15 protein-coding genes are annotated in these 18,460 nt (G+C 72.3%); 5 read left to right on the top strand and 10 right to left on the bottom strand.

Annotated features, from left to right (window positions below; all coding sequences use genetic code 11):
* Positions 1-115: 115 nt before the first annotated feature.
* From zwf to ACYVM4_RS06700, 5 genes are all read left to right on the top strand, one after another.
* Complete coding sequence (gene zwf, locus ACYVM4_RS06680; RefSeq protein WP_368819914.1) at positions 116-1,627, top strand: glucose-6-phosphate dehydrogenase; 1,512 nt, start codon at positions 116-118, stop codon at positions 1,625-1,627.
* Positions 1,624-2,769, top strand: coding sequence for a glucose-6-phosphate dehydrogenase assembly protein OpcA (locus ACYVM4_RS06685; RefSeq protein ID WP_460668026.1), 1,146 nt, complete (start codon positions 1,624-1,626; stop codon positions 2,767-2,769). Before zwf ends, ACYVM4_RS06685 begins: the two co-directional genes overlap by 4 nt.
* On the top strand, positions 2,766-3,542 hold the full coding sequence (gene pgl / locus ACYVM4_RS06690) for a 6-phosphogluconolactonase (protein WP_460668027.1): 777 nt from the start codon (positions 2,766-2,768) through the stop codon (positions 3,540-3,542). Before ACYVM4_RS06685 ends, pgl begins: the two co-directional genes overlap by 4 nt.
* A gap of 180 nt (positions 3,543-3,722) precedes the next feature.
* On the top strand, positions 3,723-4,691 hold the full coding sequence (locus tag ACYVM4_RS06695) for a hypothetical protein (RefSeq protein WP_460668028.1): 969 nt from the start codon (positions 3,723-3,725) through the stop codon (positions 4,689-4,691).
* Between the two features lie 88 nt (positions 4,692-4,779).
* Positions 4,780-5,589 (top strand): hypothetical protein, encoded by an 810-nt coding sequence (locus tag ACYVM4_RS06700; RefSeq protein ID WP_368819859.1) that lies wholly within the window; start codon positions 4,780-4,782, stop codon positions 5,587-5,589.
* Between the two features lie 167 nt (positions 5,590-5,756).
* Here ACYVM4_RS06700 and secG read toward each other — a convergent pair whose 3' ends face one another.
* The 10 genes from secG to uvrA all read right to left on the bottom strand — a co-directional run bounded on the left by secG (position 5,757) and on the right by uvrA (position 18,454).
* Positions 5,757-6,011: a preprotein translocase subunit SecG gene (secG, locus tag ACYVM4_RS06705; RefSeq protein WP_368819860.1), complete on the bottom strand. Its 255-nt coding sequence runs from the start codon at positions 6,009-6,011 to the stop codon at positions 5,757-5,759.
* A 69-nt stretch (positions 6,012-6,080) separates the two neighbouring features.
* The gene (gene tpiA / locus ACYVM4_RS06710) at positions 6,081-6,896 is read right to left on the bottom strand and encodes a triose-phosphate isomerase (protein ID WP_460668029.1); all 816 of its coding nucleotides are present in this window, start codon (positions 6,894-6,896) and stop codon (positions 6,081-6,083) included.
* A gap of 126 nt (positions 6,897-7,022) precedes the next feature.
* A complete protein-coding gene (locus ACYVM4_RS06715; RefSeq protein WP_368819862.1) occupies positions 7,023-8,246 on the bottom strand; it encodes a phosphoglycerate kinase in 1,224 nt (407 codons plus the stop codon).
* Between the two features lie 40 nt (positions 8,247-8,286).
* Entirely contained in the window at positions 8,287-9,291 is a 1,005-nt protein-coding gene (gap, locus tag ACYVM4_RS06720; protein ID WP_368819863.1) for a type I glyceraldehyde-3-phosphate dehydrogenase, read from the bottom strand.
* Between the two features lie 214 nt (positions 9,292-9,505).
* Positions 9,506-10,486: a DNA-binding protein WhiA gene (whiA, locus tag ACYVM4_RS06725; protein WP_368819864.1), complete on the bottom strand. Its 981-nt coding sequence runs from the start codon at positions 10,484-10,486 to the stop codon at positions 9,506-9,508.
* Between the two features lie 55 nt (positions 10,487-10,541).
* Positions 10,542-11,621, bottom strand: coding sequence for a gluconeogenesis factor YvcK family protein (locus tag ACYVM4_RS06730; protein ID WP_368819865.1), 1,080 nt, complete (start codon positions 11,619-11,621; stop codon positions 10,542-10,544).
* Between the two features lie 31 nt (positions 11,622-11,652).
* On the bottom strand, positions 11,653-12,579 hold the full coding sequence (rapZ, locus tag ACYVM4_RS06735; protein WP_368819866.1) for an RNase adapter RapZ: 927 nt from the start codon (positions 12,577-12,579) through the stop codon (positions 11,653-11,655).
* A gap of 157 nt (positions 12,580-12,736) precedes the next feature.
* A complete protein-coding gene (gene uvrC / locus ACYVM4_RS06740; RefSeq protein ID WP_368819867.1) occupies positions 12,737-14,785 on the bottom strand; it encodes an excinuclease ABC subunit UvrC in 2,049 nt (682 codons plus the stop codon).
* A gap of 13 nt (positions 14,786-14,798) precedes the next feature.
* Positions 14,799-15,494, bottom strand: coding sequence for an HAD hydrolase-like protein (locus ACYVM4_RS06745; protein ID WP_460668030.1), 696 nt, complete (start codon positions 15,492-15,494; stop codon positions 14,799-14,801).
* Positions 15,491-18,454: an excinuclease ABC subunit UvrA gene (gene uvrA / locus ACYVM4_RS06750; protein ID WP_460668038.1), complete on the bottom strand. Its 2,964-nt coding sequence runs from the start codon at positions 18,452-18,454 to the stop codon at positions 15,491-15,493. Before uvrA ends, ACYVM4_RS06745 begins: the two co-directional genes overlap by 4 nt.
* Positions 18,455-18,460: the final 6 nt, after the last annotated feature.

Raw genomic sequence — 18,460 nt, forward strand, 5'->3', positions numbered from 1 at the left:
CACGGTCGGCGCGGGAGTCCCCGCGCCGACCGTTGCGTGTGCAGGCCCCGTGGGTGCCACGGCCCCGCGAAGACGTGAAGGAGTTCCGTTGCCAGACAACAACGCCCGCAATCCCCTGCGGGACCCGAGGGACAGGCGGCTCGTGCGGGTCGCCGCCCCGTCGGCGCTCGTGCTCTTCGGCGTGACGGGAGACCTCGCGAAGAAGAAGCTGCTGCCGGCGATGTACGACCTCGTGAACCGGGGGCTGCTGCCGCCGTCCTTCGCGCTCGTCGGCTTCGGCCGCCGCGACTGGTCCCACGAGCAGTTCCGGGAGGTGGTGCGCGAGTCCGTCGAGGCCCACGCCCGCACCCCGTTCCAGGAGGACGTGTGGCGGCAGTTCGCCTCCGGCGTCCGGTTCGTGCGCGGGGAGTTCGACGAGGACAAGGCCTACGAGGCGCTCAAGTCCACCCTCAAGGAGCTCGACGTGCACTCCGGGACGCGCGGCAACCACGCGTTCTACCTCTCGATCCCGCCCAAGGCGTTCGAGACGGTCTGCCAGCAGCTCGCCGACCACGGCCTGGCCCAGCACGAGAACGCCTCCGGGTGGCGCCGTGTGGTCATCGAGAAGCCCTTCGGCCACGACCTCGAGTCCGCGCAGGAGCTCAACGCCATCGTGGAGCGCGTGTTCCCGGCGGACTCGGTGTTCCGCATCGACCACTACCTGGGCAAGGAGACGGTGCAGAACATCCTGGCGCTGCGCTTCGCGAACCAGATGTTCGAGCCCCTGTGGAACGCGCAGTTCGTGGACCACGTGCAGATCACCATGGCCGAGGACATCGGCATCGGCTCCCGCGCCGGCTACTACGACGGCGTGGGCGCGGCCCGCGACGTCATCCAGAACCACCTGCTGCAGCTGCTGGCCCTCACCGCCATGGAGGAGCCGCTGTCCTTCCAGGCCCACCACATGCGCGCGGAGAAGGCGAAGGTGCTGGCCTCCGTCGTCGTCCCCGAGGACCTGGCGGCGCACTCGGCGCTCGGCCAGTACGACTCCGGGCTGCAGGGCGGTGAGCGTGTGCGGGCCTTCCTCGAGGAGCAGGACATCCCCGCCGACTCCCGGACCGAGACCTACGCGGCGCTGCGCCTGGACATCAACAACCGCCGGTGGGCGGGCGTGCCGTTCTACCTGCGGGCCGGCAAGCGCCTGGGCCGTCGGGTGACCGAGATCGCGGTGCAGTTCAAGAACTCCCCCAACCTGCTCTTCGGGGACAACGGGCACGAGGACCTGGGCCAGAACGTCATCGTGGTCCGGATCCAGCCCGACGAGGGCGTGACCATCCGGCTGGGCTCCAAGGTGCCCGGCACCCAGTCGGAGATCCGGGACGTGACCATGGACTTCGGCTACGGCCACTCGTTCACCGAGTCCAGCCCGGAGGCCTACGAGCGTCTGATCCTCGACGTGCTGCTCGGGGAACCGCCGCTGTTCCCCGACCACGAGGAGGTCGAGCTGTCCTGGCGGATCCTCGACCCCTTCGAGGAGTGCTGGGCAGAGCAGCAGATCATGCCGGAGCCGTACGCGCCGGGGTCCTGGGGACCCGCCGCCGCCGACGAGCTGCTGGCCCGCGACGGACGCGTCTGGAGGCGACCGTGATCGTTTCGATGGAGAACACCACCACCTCGGCCATCGACAAGAAGCTGAGCCAGCTGCGGGACCAGCACGGCGTCGTGACGCTCGGCCGGGTCCTCACGCTCGTGATCCTGGCGGAGGCCGGGCACTCCGAGGCCGCGCTGGAGGCCGCGAACTTCGCGAGCCACGAGCACCCGTGCCGGATCCTCGTGCACGTGGCGCACTCCCAGGCCGAGAGCACCCGGCTCGACGCCCAGCTGCGCATGGGCGGTGACGCGGGCGCCTCCGAGGTCATCCTGCTGCACGGCTACGGCGACCTCGCCGAGCCCACGGAGACCCTGTTCTCCGCTCTGCTGCTGCCGGACGCCCCGATCGTCGCCTGGTGGCCGCACCAGGTGCCCCCGCCCTCGCCCCACACGTCGTCGATCGCCGGGATCGCCCACCGCCGGATCACGGACTCGGCGCGCAGCGACGACGCCTACGAGACGCTCGCGGAGCTCAGCAGCCGGTACGTGCCCGGCGACACGGATCTCGCCTGGACGCGGGTGACCAACTGGCGCATCCAGCTGGCGGCGGTCCTGGACCAGGCCGAGCCTGCGCCCGTGCGCGAGGTCGTCGTCGAGGGGTGCGGCCGCTCTCCCAGCGTGGTGCTGCTCGGCGTGTGGCTGGGCACCCGGCTCGACGCCGAGGTGACGCTGGTCAACAACCCCGGTACCCGCCGCCTGGACCGGGTGACCCTCGTCCGGGACGACGGGGAGATAGTGCTCGAGCGCCCGGGACGGTCCGTGGCGATGCTGCGGCAGCCGGGCCAGCCCGACCAGCAGATCGCCATGCCCGTGCGGGACCTCAACGCCTGCATCGCCGAGGAGCTCCGGCGCCTGGACCCCGACGAGGTCTACGGCGAGGTCGTCACCACGGGTCTGCGGGACGTGCGGATCGCGCAGATCGTGGACACGGCCGGCGAGCTGACCCCCGGGGCCGCACGGTTCCTGGCCGAGCACGGCGGAGGCCGCCCGTCGCTGGAGCCCTCCGCGCGGACGACGCCCGTCGACGTCGCGGAGCCGGTCGCCGAAACCGACGCGGAGCCGGTCGCCGAGCCGCCGGAGCCCGATGCGGCCCCGGTCGCCGAGCCGTCCGTCAGCATCCCCGGAGAGGAGCGCGCATGAGCGCCGAGCTGGAGACCGTCGCCCACCCGGACAAGGAGTCGCTCGCCGCGGACACCGCGGAGCGGGTCCTCGACGTGGTCGTGGCGGCGCAGGAGGAGCGCGGGGAGGCGAGCCTCGTGCTCACCGGCGGGAGCATGGGCACCGCGGTCCTCGCGGCGCTCGCCGCCTCCGGCCGCCGGGACGAGGTCGACTGGTCCCGGGTCGACGTGTGGTGGTCGGACGAGCGCTTCGTGGCCGGCGACAGCGCCGACCGCAACTGCGTCCAGGCCGCCGAGGCCGTGGACGGGGCCCTGGCCCTGAACCCGGACCGGGTGCACTTCATGGGCAGCTCGGACGACTTCGACACCGCCGAGGACGCCGCGTTCGACTACCGGCGCGAGCTGGCCGCGGCCGCCGACGCGGAGCACCGGACGGAGTCCTTCCCCCGGTTCGACCTCTCGCTGCTGGGTCTGGGCCCCGACGGCCACGTGGCCTCCCTGTTCCCGGGGCGCCCGCACGTGCACGAGGCGGACGCCACGGTGCTGGGCGTGCAGGACTCCCCCAAGCCCCCGCCGGAGCGGGTGACCATGACGCTGCCGATGATCAACGGCGCGCGGCGGGTCTGGTTCCTGGTGGCCGGGGCGGACAAGGCCGAGGCGGTCGCGGCCGTCCGCGGCGGCGCCCCGCTCGAGCGCACGCCCGGCGCGGGGGTGCGCGGGAGCGAGGAGACGCTGCTGCTCGTCACCCAGGACGCCCTCGACGGCGGAGCCGCCCAGGCGAGACACCGCGCGTGACTGGACGGTAGTCACGCCCGAGTGACGCCCGTGGCGTCATGCTCGGTGACGACGCCACGGCACCCGGGCGACCGGTGAAGAGAACGGGGCCCATGGTCATGGAGATCCTGCGCATCGACCGCGACATCCGCACGATCGCGGACAGGCGGTGAGGCCATGTTCTCATCACGTCCCGTACGCGTGAGCACCGTCCTGGCCGCCGGCGCCCTTGTCGTGATCACGGGGTGCGGCCGGGGAGGACCTGAGGACAACGCCGAGACGGGGAACGGATCCCCTGCGGCCGAGCAGACCACCGAGCCGGGTGCGGACCGTTCCGCGCAGACCTCGGACGGCTCCACCGGCCTGCCCGAACCCGAGGACGCCACCGGGCGTGCGGACGGCGGTCCGGGAGACGGAGGATCCGACGGTGCCGATCCCGGCGGCGGGACCAACGGCGATGGGACGGGTGGCGCCGGCAGCACCTCGGCACCTCCCCGCGTCGCTCCCGTGATCGGCGGACTGCCGATCGGACCCGTCGGTCCCGGGGAACCGGAATGGTACGTGGCACTGCGCGCCGGCACGTGCGACCACGACAGCCTGGCCGGGGCGAGCGCCCAGGACGCCGCCTCCCTGCTGTGCCGGGCCGCCATGACCAACGACGAGGCTCTCTGGTCCCAGGGGGCGGCGGCACTGGCTGCCGCCCCGCCCCCGGAGAGCTGTCACGACGTTGCCGCGGTCGCCATGCTGCAGCGCCTGGTGCAGTTCCACGAGGAATACCCCGAGGTCGTGCCCGTGCTCGTCGACACGCCGGGCACCGCCTGTCCCCTGTCCGTCACGGGTCTCGCATCTGCACCGGACGAAGCCGGCGAATCCTCACTGCTCGTTCCGACGTGCGGAGGCGTGGCCGTCCACCTGCGCGGCAACGTGCAGGACCGGGCTCTGCCCGTGGGCAGCGTGCAGTTCGTCATCGTGGGCTCGGCTTCCGTGCCGATCCAGTGGGATTCGACCGGCCCGTTGTTCGTGGCGCCTCCGGCACCCGACCCGGAGGCGGGCGGTTCGGTACCGGTCGTACTCTCCGGCTCCGGCTACGCTCTCGAGGACCCGGCCCGGAGCACGGTCTCCCTGGACTACGCCCCGGGAGCGACGACATGTCCGGCTCCCGGCCCCTGACGGGCCGCCGCTGCTGCGGTAGCGGGCGGGAACCATGACGGAGGCCGCTGCACGGACCGGCTCTGTGTGGTCGCAGGTCCTGGGTTACGTGTCCGTCATCGGACCGCCGGCCACTGTGGTCACCGCCCTGGTGTTCTACTTCGGCTGGGCCCGCGCGAAGGCGCAGGCCGAGTGGATGGGACTGCACGTCAACCTGTTCGGCTACACCACGCGGGACTTCGCGCTGCTGAGCATCAGTGCCCTTTACCTTCCGCTGCTGCTCCTGGTCGCTCTGGGCATGGTGTGGGTCTGGCTGGACCGGATCCTGCGGAGACGCGTCGACCGGGGAGCGGCCGGCAGACTGTCGACCACGTTGCCACGGGCGGCCCTGGTCGGCGCGGTGGCGCTGATCGGCCTGATGGTCGTCCTGCTGTTCGCCGAACGCGTGTACAGCCCGCTGTACGCTCCGTACCTCATCACCGTCGGCGTGCTCGTGTCCGCGTGGGCTGTCCGCATCCGCCGCTACGCCGCTGCCGGCGACGGTCCTCAGCGGCCCGCCGAGCAGCAGGCCGTCGAGGCGACACTGCTCCTGGTCCTCGTGGCCCTGCTGCTCTTCTGGGGCACCTCCACCTTCGCCGAGGCCCGCGGAAGGGGTCTGGCGGAGGCGCTCGAGGTGAACCTGTCGTGGCTGCCCCGGGCGCAGGTCTACAGCGAGGAGCCACTGGGCCTGGACGTCCCGGGAGTCACGACGCACGAACTGGGCACGGACGGGGCCCCGCTGTACCGCTACGACGGGCTGCGCCTGCTCTCGGTCAGCGGGGAACGGTACTTCTTCCTCCACGAAGGGTGGTCGGTCGAGGAGGGCACCGTGGTGGTGCTGCCCGACGACGCCTCGTTGCGAGTCCAGTACGGGCGCTGATCCCGCATGCGGGGCCGAATCCCCCGGCGCCGCCGTGTCCCCCACGGCGGCGTCCTCGAGACCGGGAGCGTGCAGCAGCCCCACAGCGCGGACGACCCCGGCCTCCCGGCCGACCACGATGGTCCGTGGCCGGCCGGGAGACCGGGGTCGTGCGGAGAGCGGTCGGCTCAGACGGCCGCTTCGGCGAAGCGCATGGTCAGCGCGTAGGCCGCGATCGACAGGGCCCACACCACGGCCGTGGTGGTGGTGAGCCGGACCAGGTTCTTCTGCGCCACGCCGGAGGTGTTGAGGGACTGCGTCATGCCGCCGCCGAACATGTCGGAGAGACCTCCGCCCTTGCCCTTGTTGAGGAGCACGAGCAGGACGGCCAGGAGGCTCGTGAGCACGATGATCGCCAGGAGCACGTTCTGCAGAATATCCACTGGGGCCTTCCCTCGGTGTGTCCGTCGAGCAGCCGCGCCCGGACGGCGCGGACGGTCAGGGGGTCGTGATCAGTCGGTCACGAGGTGCTGCTCGAACCTGGCAATGCTAGCAAACTCCTCGGCGTCGAGGCTGGCGCCGCCGACGAGGACGCCGTCGACGTCCTTGCCCTTGAGGATCGAGCCCGCGTTGGCGGCCTTCGCGGAACCGCCGTAGAGGACGCGGGTCTTCGCGGCCGTCTCGGCGTCGTAGAGCCCGGCGAGCTCGGCACGGATGGCGGCGGCCATCTCCTGGGCGTCCTCGGGGCCGGCGACCTCGCCGGTGCCGATCGCCCAGACGGGCTCGTAGGCCACCACGAGCTCGGCCACCCGGTCCGCCTCGAGACCGGCGATGGAGCCGCGCAGCTGCTCGAGCGTGAAGGCGACGTGCTCGCTGGCCTGCCGGACCTCCAGGCCCTCGCCCACGCACAGCACGGGGACCAGGCCGTGGCGGTGGGCGGCGGCGATCTTGGCGTTGCACAGCTCGTCGGACTCGCCGTGGACGGTGCGGCGCTCGGAGTGGCCCACGAGCACGTAGGTGCAGCCGAGCTTGGCCAGGAACTGCCCGGAGATGTCGCCGGTGTAGGCGCCGGAGTCCTTGTCGGAGAGGTCCTGGGCCCCGTAGACGACGCGGAGGTCGTCACCGTCCACGAGGCTCTGGACGGAGCGGAGGTCGGTGAACGGCGGGAAGACGGCCACCTCCGCGCGGGCGTAGTCGTGCTTGGCGTCGTCCAGGGTCCACGCGAGCTTCTGCAGCAGGGTGATCGCCTGGGCGTGGTCCATGTTCATCTTCCAGTTGCCGGCGATCAGCGGCGTGCGGTCGTACTGTCCGTTGGTCTGGGAGGTCATCGGGGACTCCTGTCCGCGGCGGGTGCGCCGCTCGTCGTGCGGTTCGGCAGTGGTGCGATGGGCGCCGGGGGCACCCCGGGGCGTGCGGCTCCGGGGCGCCCCCGGCGCGGTGGTGGAGCGTGCGGGTCAGGCGCCCAGGGCCACGACCCCGGGCAGCTCCTTGCCCTCGATGAACTCGAGGGAGGCGCCGCCGCCGGTGGAGATGTGCCCGAACTGGTCGTCGGAGAACCCGAGGTTGCGCACGGCCGAGGCGGAGTCGCCGCCGCCGATGACGCTCATCGCGTCCGAGGCGACGACGGCCTCGGCGACCGCCCGGGTGCCCCCGGCAAAGGCCTCCATCTCGAACACGCCCGCCGGGCCGTTCCAGAACACGGTCTTCGCGCCGCGGATCCGCTCGGCGAACAGCTTCGCGGACTCGGGGCCGATGTCCAGGCCGAGGCCGGTGGAGCCGATCTCGCCGTCCTCGATGGCGTCGACCGGGCGCACCTCGTGCGCGGCGTCCGCGGCGAACTCGGCCGCGTAGACGATGTCCACGGGCAGGACGATCTCGGTCCCGGCCGCGGAGGCCTTCTCGAGGTAGTCCTTGACCGTCCCGATCTGGTCCCGCTCCAGCAGGGACCCGCCCACGGAGTGCCCCTGCGCGGCGAGGAACGTGAAGACCATGCCGCCGCCGATGAGCAGGGAGTCGGCCTTGCCGATGAGGTTCTCGATCACCGCGAGCTTGTCGGAGACCTTGGACCCGCCCATGACCACCACGAAGGGCCGCTCGGGGGCGGAGACGACCTTGGTGAGCACGTCGAGCTCGCGCTTGACGAGGTCGCCCAGGTAGGCCGGGAGCCGGTGGGCGATGTCGAACACGGAGGCGTGCTTGCGGTGCACCGCGCCGAAGGCGTCGTCGACGTAGGCCCCGTTCTCGCCCGTGAGCGCGGCGAGCTCGTCCGCGAAGGCGCCGCGCTCGGCGTCGTCCTTCGAGGTCTCGCGGGGGTCGAAGCGCACGTTCTCGATCACGAGCACCTCGCCGTCGGCGAGGGCCTCGGCCTTGGCCCTGGCGTCCTCCCCGACGACGTCGGAGGCGACCGTCACGGGGAAGTCGGCCAGCTCGGCCAGCTTCCGCGCGGCGGGGGCGATCGAGTACTTCGGGTCGACCTGTCCCTTGGGCCGGCCGAGGTGCGCCATCACGATGACGCGGGCCCCGGCGTCGGCCAGCTTTCCCAGGACCGGCAGGGACGCGCGGACGCGCCCGTCGTCGGTCACGGTGGAGCCGTCCAGGGGGACGTTCAGGTCGGAGCGGACCAGGACGCGGCGCCCGGCGACGCCGTCGGCGATGAGTTCGTCAAGTGCATGAGCCATGTCACTCACCCTACCCCGGCGGCGTCGCGCGGCCGCGGTGTCAGAGCTGCCCGCCGACGTGGGAGACGACGTTGACGAGGCGGGAGGTGTAGCCCCACTCGTTGTCGTACCAGGCGATGACCTTGACCTGGTTGCCGATGACCTTCGTCAGCGGGGCGTCGAAGATCGTGGAGATGCTGTCGCCCTGGATGTCCGAGGAGACGATGGGGTCCTCGGTGTACTTGACGATGCCCTTCATGGACCCCTCGGCGGCCTCCTTCATGGCGGCGTTGACCGACTCGACGGTGACCTCCTTCTGGGCGTCGAAGGTGAGGTCCACGACGGAGCCGGTGGGCACGGGGACGCGCACGGCGAAGCCGTCCAGCTTGCCCTTGAGCTCGGGCAGCACGAGGCCCACGGCGGCGGCGGCACCGGTGGTGGTCGGCACCATGTTGAGGGCGGCGGCACGGGCGCGGCGCAGGTCGCTGTGCGGGCCGTCCTGCAGGTTCTGGTCCGCGGTGTAGGCGTGGATGGTGGTCATCAGACCGTGCTCGATGCCGAACGCGTCGTTGAGGACCTTGGCCATGGGGGCGAGGCAGTTCGTGGTGCAGGAGGCCGCGGAGACGATGTTCATCGAGGCGGCGTCGTAGGTGTCGAGGTTGACACCGGGCACGAACGTGCCGTCGATCTCCTTGCCGGGGGCGGACAGGACGACCTTCTTGGCGCCGCCGTCCAGGTGGGCCTTGGCCTTGGAGCCGTTGGTGAAGCGGCCGGTCGACTCGACGACGACGTCCACGCCGAGCTCGCCCCAGGGCAGCTTGGCGGGGTCCGGCTCGGCGAGGAACTTGACCTCGTGGCCGTCGACGCTCATGGTGTCGCCGTTGAGGGTGACCTCGCCCGGGAACCGGCCCATGATGGAGTCGTACTTGAAGAGGTGGACCAGGGCCTCCGGGTCCGTCAGGTCGTTCACGGCCACGACCTCGATGTTCTCGCCCTGCTCGCGCGCCGCGCGGAGGAAGTTGCGTCCGATGCGTCCGAAGCCGTTGATGCCCACTCGAATGGTCACTGGGTTCTCCTGTGTTGGTCGGGTCTGGATCGTTGAACCAGGTCCTATTCTACGTGGTTATCCCTGGGATGTCTTGGGGTCATGAAAGATTCACCCGGTATCCATCGCTAAACCAACACAAACCCACATCCGGGGACGCGGACCCTCGGAAACCCACGCAGAGGCCGTCGACTCCACCGGCGCGGCCCCGAGGAGCCGCGCCGGCGCGTCCCGCTCAGGAGGGCAAAACCTCAGCGGCGACACCGGCCTCGGTGCCGGGGAGGTTCAGCTCCTCCGCCCGGCGGTCCGCCATGGCCAGCAGCCGGCGGATCCGGCCCGCCACGGCGTCCTTGGTGAGCGGGGGGTCCGCGAGCCGGCCGAGCTCGTCGAGGCTGGCCTGCTTGTTGGACAGCCGCAGCTCCCCCGCCTGCCGCAGGTGCTCCGGGACCTCGTCGCCGAGGATCTCCAGGGCGCGCTCGACCCGGGCCCCGGCCGCCACGGCGGCCTGCGCGGAGCGGCGGAGGTTGGCGTCGTCGAAGTTGGCGAGGCGGTTGGCGGTGGCCCGCACCTCCTTGCGCATCCGCCGGTCCTCCCACTGGAGGAGCGTCTGGTGGGCGCCCATCCGGGTGAGCAGCGCGGCGATCGCGTCCCCGTCCCGGACGACCACGCGGTCCACGCCGCGCACCTCGCGGGCCTTGGCGAGGACGCCGAGCCGGCGGGCCGCGCCCACGAGGGCGAGGGCGGCCTCGGGGCCGGGGCAGGTGAACTCCATCGCGGCGGAGCGGCCGGGCTCCGTGAGGGAGCCGTGGGCGAGGAAGGCCCCGCGCAGCACCGCCTCGGCGTCGGCCACCGCCCCGCTGACCACGGCGGGCGGGAGCCCGCGCACGGGGCGCCCGCGCGAGTCGAGCAGTCCCGTCTGGCGGGCGAGGGCCTCGCCGTCCTCGACGACGCGCACCACGTAGGAGCTGCCGCGCCGCAGTCCCCCGCCGGAGACGACCACGATCTCGCTGTCGTGGCCGAAGACCTCGTGGACCGCGCGGCGCACCCGGCGCGCGGTGGCGCCGAGGTCCACCTCCGCCTCGACGACGATGCGCCCCGAGACGATGTGCAGCCCGCCCGCGAAGCGCAGCAGCGCGGAGAGCTCGGCGCGCCGCTCCGAGGACCTCTTGATCTCGAGGCGGGACAGTTCTTCCTTCACCGATGACGTCAGGGCCACGCGGTTCCTTTCCTGGGGATGCTGGGGGTGTGTGGGGGTGGGGCGGACGGAGTGCTCAGCGGTGGCGCTCGAAGATCTCCTGGTAGGCGGCCGCGAGCCGGAGCGTGTTGTGCACGGCGGTGCCCGGGTGCGCCCGGACGTCGGCGTAGAAGACCTCGGCGCCCAGGCCGCGGGCGACCTCCTCGAGGTCGGCGCCGTCCTCGGTGGCCGAGGGGTCGGCCAGGACCACGTCCAGGGTCAGCTCGGGGCAGTAGGCGTGCAGGACCCGCAGGTGGTCGGCGGCCGTCTTGCCGCGCGTCTCGGTGTCCGGCGAGAGGTTCAGGGTGACGCAGCGGCGTGCCCGGGAGCCGCAGATCGCCTCGCGCAGCTCGGGCAGCAGCAGGTGCGGCAGCACGGACGTGTGCCACGAGCCCGGCCCCATGATCACCCAGTCGGCGAGCCCGACCGCCTCGACCGCCTGCGGGCAGGCTGGGGCGTCCGGGGGCACGAGCCGGACGTTGCGGACGTCGGCCTGCTTGGCCAGGACCGCCTGCCCGGTGACGGTGCGCACCGCGGCGTCCTCCCCCGGGCGGTCCGCTGCGCCTGCCCCGGACGGGCCGCCGGGGACGTCGCCGGCGATGACCAGCGGCTGCGTGGACATCGGCAGCACCCGGCCGCGGGCGCCCAGCAGGGCGCCCGCCCACTCGAGTCCCGCGACGGGGTCCCCGAGCAGCTCCCACAGCGTGACGATGAGCAGGTTGCCCAGCGCGTGGTTGTCGAGGGTGGTGGGGCGGCCCTCCGAGGAGCTGAAGCGGTGCTGCATGACGTCGCGCCACGTCCGGCCCCACTCGGAGTCGTCGCACAGGGCGGCGAGCGCCATCCGCAGGTCCCCCGGGGGCAGGACGCCGAGCTCGTCGCGCAGCCGGCCGGAGGAGCCGCCGTCGTCGGCGACCGTCACCACGGCCGTGAGCACGGGGGTGATCCGGCGGAGGGCGGCGAGGTTGGCCGAGAGCCCGTGCCCGCCGCCGAGGGCGACCACGGACGGGCTGACGCCGCCGGGCCGCCGGGCGGAGGGGTCCGGCGAGTGGTGGGGGTCGACATCGGCGCCGCTGCTGAGGGGCAGCCGGGGGAAGGCGCCGGTGGGAGGAAGGGTCATCGGGGGTCCCATCGCGATGAGGGCGAGCCGGTCACTCCCGGCCCATGTCCCGGTGCTGGATGTTGACGGTCACGAGCGGCAGCTTGGCGAGCCTGCGGGCCACCTCCTCGCTCACGGCCACGGAGCGGTGCTTGCCGCCCGTGCAGCCGATCGCGATGGTGGCGTAGTGCTTGTTCTCCGTACGGTATCCCGTGAACACGGGTTCGAGCATGGCGACGAACCGGTCCACGAACTGCCGTGGGCCCTCGTCCTGGAAGACGTAGTCCCGGACCTCGTCGTCCTTGCCGGTGCGGGGGCGCAGCGACGGGACCCAGTGCGGGTTGGGGATGAAGCGGACGTCGGCCACGTAGTTCGCGTCGGCGGGGACCCCGTACTTGAAGCCGAAGCTGAGCACGGTCAGGCGCAGGACCACGGGCCCGTTCGTGGAGAACAGGTCGGCCACGGCCCGGGACAGCGCGTGCACGTTGAACGCGGAGGTGTCCAGGACCACGTCGGCCGACTCCCGCAGGTCCGTCAGGAGGGCGCGCTCGGCGCGGATGCCGTCGAGGATCCGTCCGCCGGCCTGCAGCGGGTGGGGCCGGCGCTGGTGCTCGTAGCGGGAGACCAGGACCTCGTCGGCGGCGTCCAGGAAGAGCACCGAGAAGTCGACGTCGGACGCCTCGAGGGCGGCCAGCGTCTCCTTCATGTCGCTGAACAGGGCCTTGCCGCGCACGTCGATGACCACCGCGAGCTTGGGCAGGGCCTGCGGGGTCCGGGAGACGAGGTCCGCGAGGGTGTGCAGCATCTGCGGCGGCAGGTTGTCGACCACGTACCAGCCGAGGTCCTCGAGGGCGTTCGCGGCCGTGCTGCGCCCGGCCCCGGACATGCCCGTCACGACGAGCAGCTCCGAGCTGGTCGGCCTCGCGTGGTCCGTCCCGTCCGCCGTCCCGACGTCCGCTCCGGCGGTGTGCTCGCTCATGTCCGCTCCGTCTCCCGTCGTGGTGCCCTGCGCCTGGTGCTCCGTGCCCGCCGCTCCGCGCCCGGCGCACCGGTCGTGGCCGGCCTCTCGCGGCGGTCCCGCCCCAGCCTAACGAAGTCGGCGGGGTGCCGCCGCGACCCCGGCGGCGCGCCCTCGCTCAGCCGAGCACCTCGCCGGTGGTCATGTTGACCGCCGGGGCGGCGTCGGCGTCCGAGGCCTGCAGCGCCGCGGCCACCTTCTCGGCGAGGGTCCGCCCGAAGCCGGGGACCTGCTCGAGCTCCTCGACCCGGGCCGCCCGGAGCTTCTTGACGGAGCCGAAGTGCTTCAGCAGCGCCTTCTGCTTGGCGGGGCCCACCCCGGGCAGCTCGTCGAGCACGGAGACCGTCATGGCGGAGGAGCGCTTCTTGCGGTGGAAGGTGATGGCGAAGCGGTGGGCCTCGTCGCGGATCCGCTGGAGCAGGTACAGACCCTGGCTCGCGCGCGGCAGGATCACGGGGAACTCGTCGTCAGGCACCCAGACCTCCTCGAGCCGCTTGGCGAGGCCGACCACGTGGACGTCGTCGATCCCGAGGTCGCTCAGCGCCCGGGCGGCGGCGGCGACCTGCGGGGGCCCGCCGTCGACCACCACGAGGCTGGGCGGATAGGCGAACCGCGCCCGTTCGGGGGCCTCGGCCCCGGCGTCGACCTGACCGGTGCGCGGCCCGGCGGCCTCCCGCTCGGCCTGCTCCTCGAGGTGGCGGCGGAACCGCCGGGAGATGACGTCGTACATGGACGCGGTGTCGTCCCGGGCGGCCTCGCCGGTGACCGAGAACTTCCGGTAGTCCGACTTCTTGGGCAGGCCGTCCTCGAAGACGACCATGGAGGCGACGACGTTGGTCCCCTGCACGTGCGAGATGTCGTAGCACTCGATGCGCATCAGTGGCACGGGGATGTCGAGGGCCTCCTGCAGCTCCTGCAGGGACGCGGAGCGGGTGGTGATGTCGCCCGCCCGCCGGGACTTGTGCAGCTTCAGGGCCTGCCGGGCGTTCTCCTGCACCGTCTCCATGAGGTGCGCCTTCTCCCCGCGCTGCGGGACGGCGATCGAGACGCGGGACCCGCGCAGCCCGGAGAGCCACTCCTCGAGCCGGTCGGTGCTGTCGGCGGGCTCGGAGAGCAGCACGGTGCGCGGGATGGCGTCCTCCCGGTAGGCGAGCTCCGCGGAGGGGCGGTGCTTGGACCCGCCCGGGGACGGGGGCGCGGCGGCGTGGGCGCTCTCGGCGGCGTCGGCGGCGGTGTCGCCGTAGACCTGCTCGAGCAGCTGCTCGAGCAGCCGTCCGCCGTCGGCCTCCTCGACCTTCTCCGTGACCCAGCCGCGCTGGCCGCGGATCCGGCCGCCCCGGACGTGGAAGACCTGGACGGCGGCCTCCAGCTCGTCCTCGGCGAGCGCGAAGAAGTCGGCGTCGGTGCTGTCGGAGAGCACCACGGCGTTGCGCTCGAAGGCCTTCTCCAGGGCGGCGATGTCGTCTCGGCGCGCGGCGGCGGTCTCGAAGTCCATGGCGGCGGCGGCCTCCTGCATCTGCCGCTGCAGCTCCTTAATGAAGGGGGTCGCGTGCCCGGCCATGAAGCGGCACAGGTCCTCCGCGAGGGCGTAGTGGTCCTCCTCGGAGATCCGCCCGACGCACGGGGCGGAGCACTTGTCGATGTAGCCCAGCAGGCACGGGCGCCCGGACTGCTCGGCGCGCCGGTAGACGCCCTTGGAGCAGGTCCGGACGGGGAAGACGCGCAGCAGGGCGTCGAGGGTCTCGCGGATCGCCCAGGCCTGCGAGTAGGGGCCGAAGTAGCGGTTGCCCTTCTTCTTCTCCCCCCGCACCACCTGGGCGCGGGGCACGGACTCGGCCATCGTCAGGGCGAGGTAGGGGTAGGACTTGTCGTCCCGGTAGGCGATGTTGAACCGGGGCTTGAACTCCTTGATCCACGTGTACTCGAGCTGCAGGGACTCCAGCTCGCTGCCCACCACGGTCCACTCGACGCCGGCCGCGGTGGTGACCATGGCGCGGGTCTTGGGGCTCAGGGCGTGCGGGGGCGCGAAGTAGGAGCTCAGGCGGTTGCGCAGGTTCTTGGCCTTGCCCACGTAGACCACGCGCCCGTACTCGTCGCGGAAGCGGTAGACCCCGGGGGCGGTCGGGATGTCCTGGCGGGCGGGGCGGTAGCTCTCCGGATCGGCCACGGTCCGGTCCCCCTCAGCGGCCGGTCGGGGCCGGGGCGGTGTACCGGGCCAGCAGCTCCCCGAGCTCGGCGGCGTCCCGGGCCACGGCGGCGAAGCCGGTCCCCAGCTCGCCCTCGTCGGCGAAGCCCCAGGCGACGCCCAGGCAGTCGATCCCGTGCGCGGCCGCGCCCTCGGCGTCGTAGCGGCGGTCCCCGATCATCACCGTGCGCGCGGGGTCCGGGGCGTCCACGCCGAGCCGGCGCAGGGCCTCGGCGATGATCGCCGGCTTGTCGTGGGCCTGTCCGTCGCGCGGGGCGGTCGCGGCGTCGTCGGCGGCCCCCGAGACGGTCTCGAACCACCGGCCGAGCCCGAACTTCTCGACCGCGAGCTCGGCGGTGGGCTCGGGCTTCTGGGTGGCCACGGCCATCCGCACGCCGGCGCCGTGCAGGCGCGCCAGGAGCTCCTCCACCCCGGGGTAGACGCGGGTCTGCGCGAGCCCCTCAGTGCGGTAGCGGGCCCGGTAGGAGGCCACAACGCGCGGGATCTCCTCCTCCGGGACGTCGGTGAAGGTCCGCAGGGAGAAGCCCACGGGCGGGCCCACGAACCGGCGCAGGTCCTCGGGCACGGCGTGGCCGTGCTCGGCCAGGGCGCGGGCGATGCCGCCGGTGATGGCCCCGGCCGGGTCCAGGAGGGTGCCGTCGAGGTCCCAGAGCACCACGGGGGCGGTCATCGGGCGGCCCCCGCGGGGACGGAGCGCTCGCCGAGCACCTCGGCGAGGAACCGGCCGGTGTGGCTGTCCGTGTTCCGCGCCACCTGCTCCGGGGTGCCCTCGGCCACGACCTGGCCGCCGCCGGAGCCGCCGTCCGGGCCGAGGTCCACGATCCAGTCGGCGGACTTGATGACGTCCAGGTTGTGCTCGATGGTCATCACGGTGTTGCCCTTGTCCACGAGCCCCTGCAGCACCAGCAGCAGCTTGCGGATGTCCTCGAAGTGCAGGCCGGTGGTGGGCTCGTCCAGCACGTAGATGGAGCGGCCGTTGGAGCGCTTCTGCAGCTCCGCGCCCAGCTTCACGCGCTGGGCCTCGCCGCCGGACAGGGTCGTGGCGGGCTGGCCGAGCCGGACGTAGCCCAGGCCGACGTCCACGAGGGTGTTGAGGTGGCGGGCGATCGGGCCGAACGCCTTGAAGAACTCGGCGGCCTCCTCGATGGGCATCGCCAGGACCTCGGCGATCGTCTTCCCCTTGTAGTGCACCTCGAGGGTCTCCCGGTTGTACCGGTCCCCCTTGCACACCTCGCACGGGACGTAGACGTCAGGCAGGAAGTTCATCTCGATCTTGATGGTGCCGTCACCGGAGCACGCCTCGCAGCGCCCGCCCTTGACGTTGAAGGAGAACCGGCCGGCCTGGTAGCCGCGCACCTTGGCCTCCGGGGTCTCGGCGAAGAGCTTGCGGATGTGGTCGAACACGCCCGTGTACGTCGCGGGGTTAGAGCGCGGGGTCCGGCCGATGGGGCTCTGGTCCACGTGCACCACCTTGTCGAGCTGGTCCACGCCGTCGATCCGCTTGTGCCGGCCGGGGACCTGCTTGGCCCCGTTGAGCTTGTTGGCCAGCGCCGTGTAGAGGATGTCGTTGACCAGCGTGGACTTCCCGGACCCGGACACCCCCGTCACGGCGGTCAGCACCCCCAGCGGGAAGGAGACGTCGATGCCGCGCAGGTTGTTCTCCCGCGCGCCGACGACCTTGAGCATCCGCTTGCGGTCGATCGCGCGCCGCTGCGCGGGCACCCGGATGGCCCGGCGGCCGGAGAGGTAGTCCGCCGTGATGGACTCCTCGTTGGTCAGGAGCTCCTCGTAGGTCCCGGAGTGCACCACGCGCCCGCCGCGCTCGCCGGCGCCGGGGCCGACGTCCACGACCCAGTCGGCCTCGCGGATGGTGTCCTCGTCGTGCTCGACCACGATCAGGGTGTTGCCCATGTCCCGCAGCTTGGTGAGGGTGCCGATGAGCCGGCGGTTGTCCCGCTGGTGCAGGCCGATCGAGGGCTCGTCCAGGACGTAGAGCACGCCCACCAGCCCGGCCCCGATCTGGGTGGCCAGGCGGATGCGCTGGGCCTCGCCGCCGGACAGCGTCGCGGCGGCGCGCTCGAGGTTGAGGTAGTCCAGGCCCACGTCCACGAGGAACGTCAGGCGCGCCTGGATCTCCTTGAGCACCTGCTCGCCGATCTTCGTCTCCCGGGTGCTGAGCTCCAGGTCCCGGAAGAACGCGTGGGCGTCCCGCATGGGCATGCGGGTGGTCTCGGCGATGTTCTTCCCGCCCACGGTCACGGCGAGCATGGTCGGGTTCAGCCGGGCGCCGTCGCAGGCCGGGCAGGCCACCTGGCGCATGTACTGCTCGTAGCGGTCCTTGGCGTTGTCCGACTCCGTCTCCGCGTGCTTGCGCTTGATGTAGCCGATCACGCCCTCGAAGCCCTGGGTGTAGCGGCGCTCCCGGCCGAACCGGTTCCGGTAGGCCACGGTGACCTGGTAGTCCTTGCCCTCGAGGATCGCCTTGCGGGCCTTGGCGGGCAGCTTGCCCCACGGGGTGACCAGGTCGAAGCCGAGCTCCTGGCCCAGTCCGGCGAGCAGGCGGTTCCAGTACTCGCTGGTGGCCTTGCCGAGCGACCACGGGGCGATCGCGCCCTCCACGAGGGACAGGTCGGGGTTGGGGACCACGAGCTCCTCGTCGACCTCGAGGCGCGAGCCGATGCCGTCGCACTCCGGGCACGCGCCGAACGGGGCGTTGAAGGAGAAGGACCGGGGCTCGATCTCGTCGGCCTGCAGGGGGTGCTCGTTGGGGCAGGCGAGGTTCTCGGAGAACGGGCGGCGCAGCTCCAGGGGGTGGGCGATCTCCTCGTCCGACCGGGGCACGAGCTCGACGACGACGCGCCCCTCGGCGAGGCCCAGTGCCGTCTCGACGGAGTCGGTCAGGCGCTGGCGGATGCCCTCCTTGACCACGAGCCGGTCCACGACCACCTCGATGGTGTGCTTGAACTGCTTCTTGAGCTTGGGCGGGTCCGAGAGCTGGACCGTCTCGCCGTCCACGGTGGCGCGGGAGAAGCCCTTCGCGGAGAGCTCCTGGAAGAGGTCCATGAACTCGCCCTTGCGCTCGCGCACCACGGGCGCGAGGACCTGGAAGCGGGTCGTCTCCGGCATCTCGAGGAGCTGGTCCACGATCTGCTGCGGGGTCTGCTTCCGGATCGCCTCGCCGCACTCGGGGCAGTGCGGGTGGCCGACGCGCGCCCACAGGAGGCGCATGTAGTCGTAGATCTCGGTGATCGTGCCCACGGTGGAGCGCGGGTTGCGGGAGGTGGACTTCTGGTCGATGGACACCGCCGGGGACAGGCCCTCGATGAAGTCGACGTCCGGCTTGTCCACCCGGCCCAGGAACATCCGGGCGTAGGAGGACAGGGACTCGACGTAGCGGCGCTGGCCCTCGGCGAAGATCGTGTCGAACGCCAGCGACGACTTCCCGGAGCCGGACAGCCCCGTGAACACGACCATGGCGTCCCGCGGCACGCTCAGCGAGACGTTGTCGAGGTTGTGCTCGCGCGCCCCCTGCACCACGATCTCGGTGAGGTCGGACCGGCGGGCGGTCCGGGCCCCGGTGGCGGTCACCGGCCCGTCGAGGGCTTCGGAGGGCTCGGTCGACGGGTTCATGACCAG

The sequence above is a fragment of the Kocuria himachalensis genome, assembly GCF_054784195.1.

Coding starts and splice junctions, on each gene's coding strand:
- tpiA (WP_460668029.1), bottom strand. CDS start 6,896: ATGACCTCCCAGACCAACGGACAGTACGACCGCACGCCGCTGATCGCC.
- ACYVM4_RS06730 (WP_368819865.1), bottom strand. CDS start 11,621: ATGACCCTTCCTCCCACCGGCGCCTTCCCCCGGCTGCCCCTCAGCAGC.
- uvrA (WP_460668038.1), bottom strand. CDS start 18,454: ATGAACCCGTCGACCGAGCCCTCCGAAGCCCTCGACGGGCCGGTGACC.
- ACYVM4_RS06745 (WP_460668030.1), bottom strand. CDS start 15,494: ATGACCGCCCCCGTGGTGCTCTGGGACCTCGACGGCACCCTCCTGGAC.
- pgl (WP_460668027.1), top strand. CDS start 2,766: ATGAGCGCCGAGCTGGAGACCGTCGCCCACCCGGACAAGGAGTCGCTC.
- ACYVM4_RS06715 (WP_368819862.1), bottom strand. CDS start 8,246: ATGGCTCATGCACTTGACGAACTCATCGCCGACGGCGTCGCCGGGCGC.
- rapZ (WP_368819866.1), bottom strand. CDS start 12,579: ATGAGCGAGCACACCGCCGGAGCGGACGTCGGGACGGCGGACGGGACG.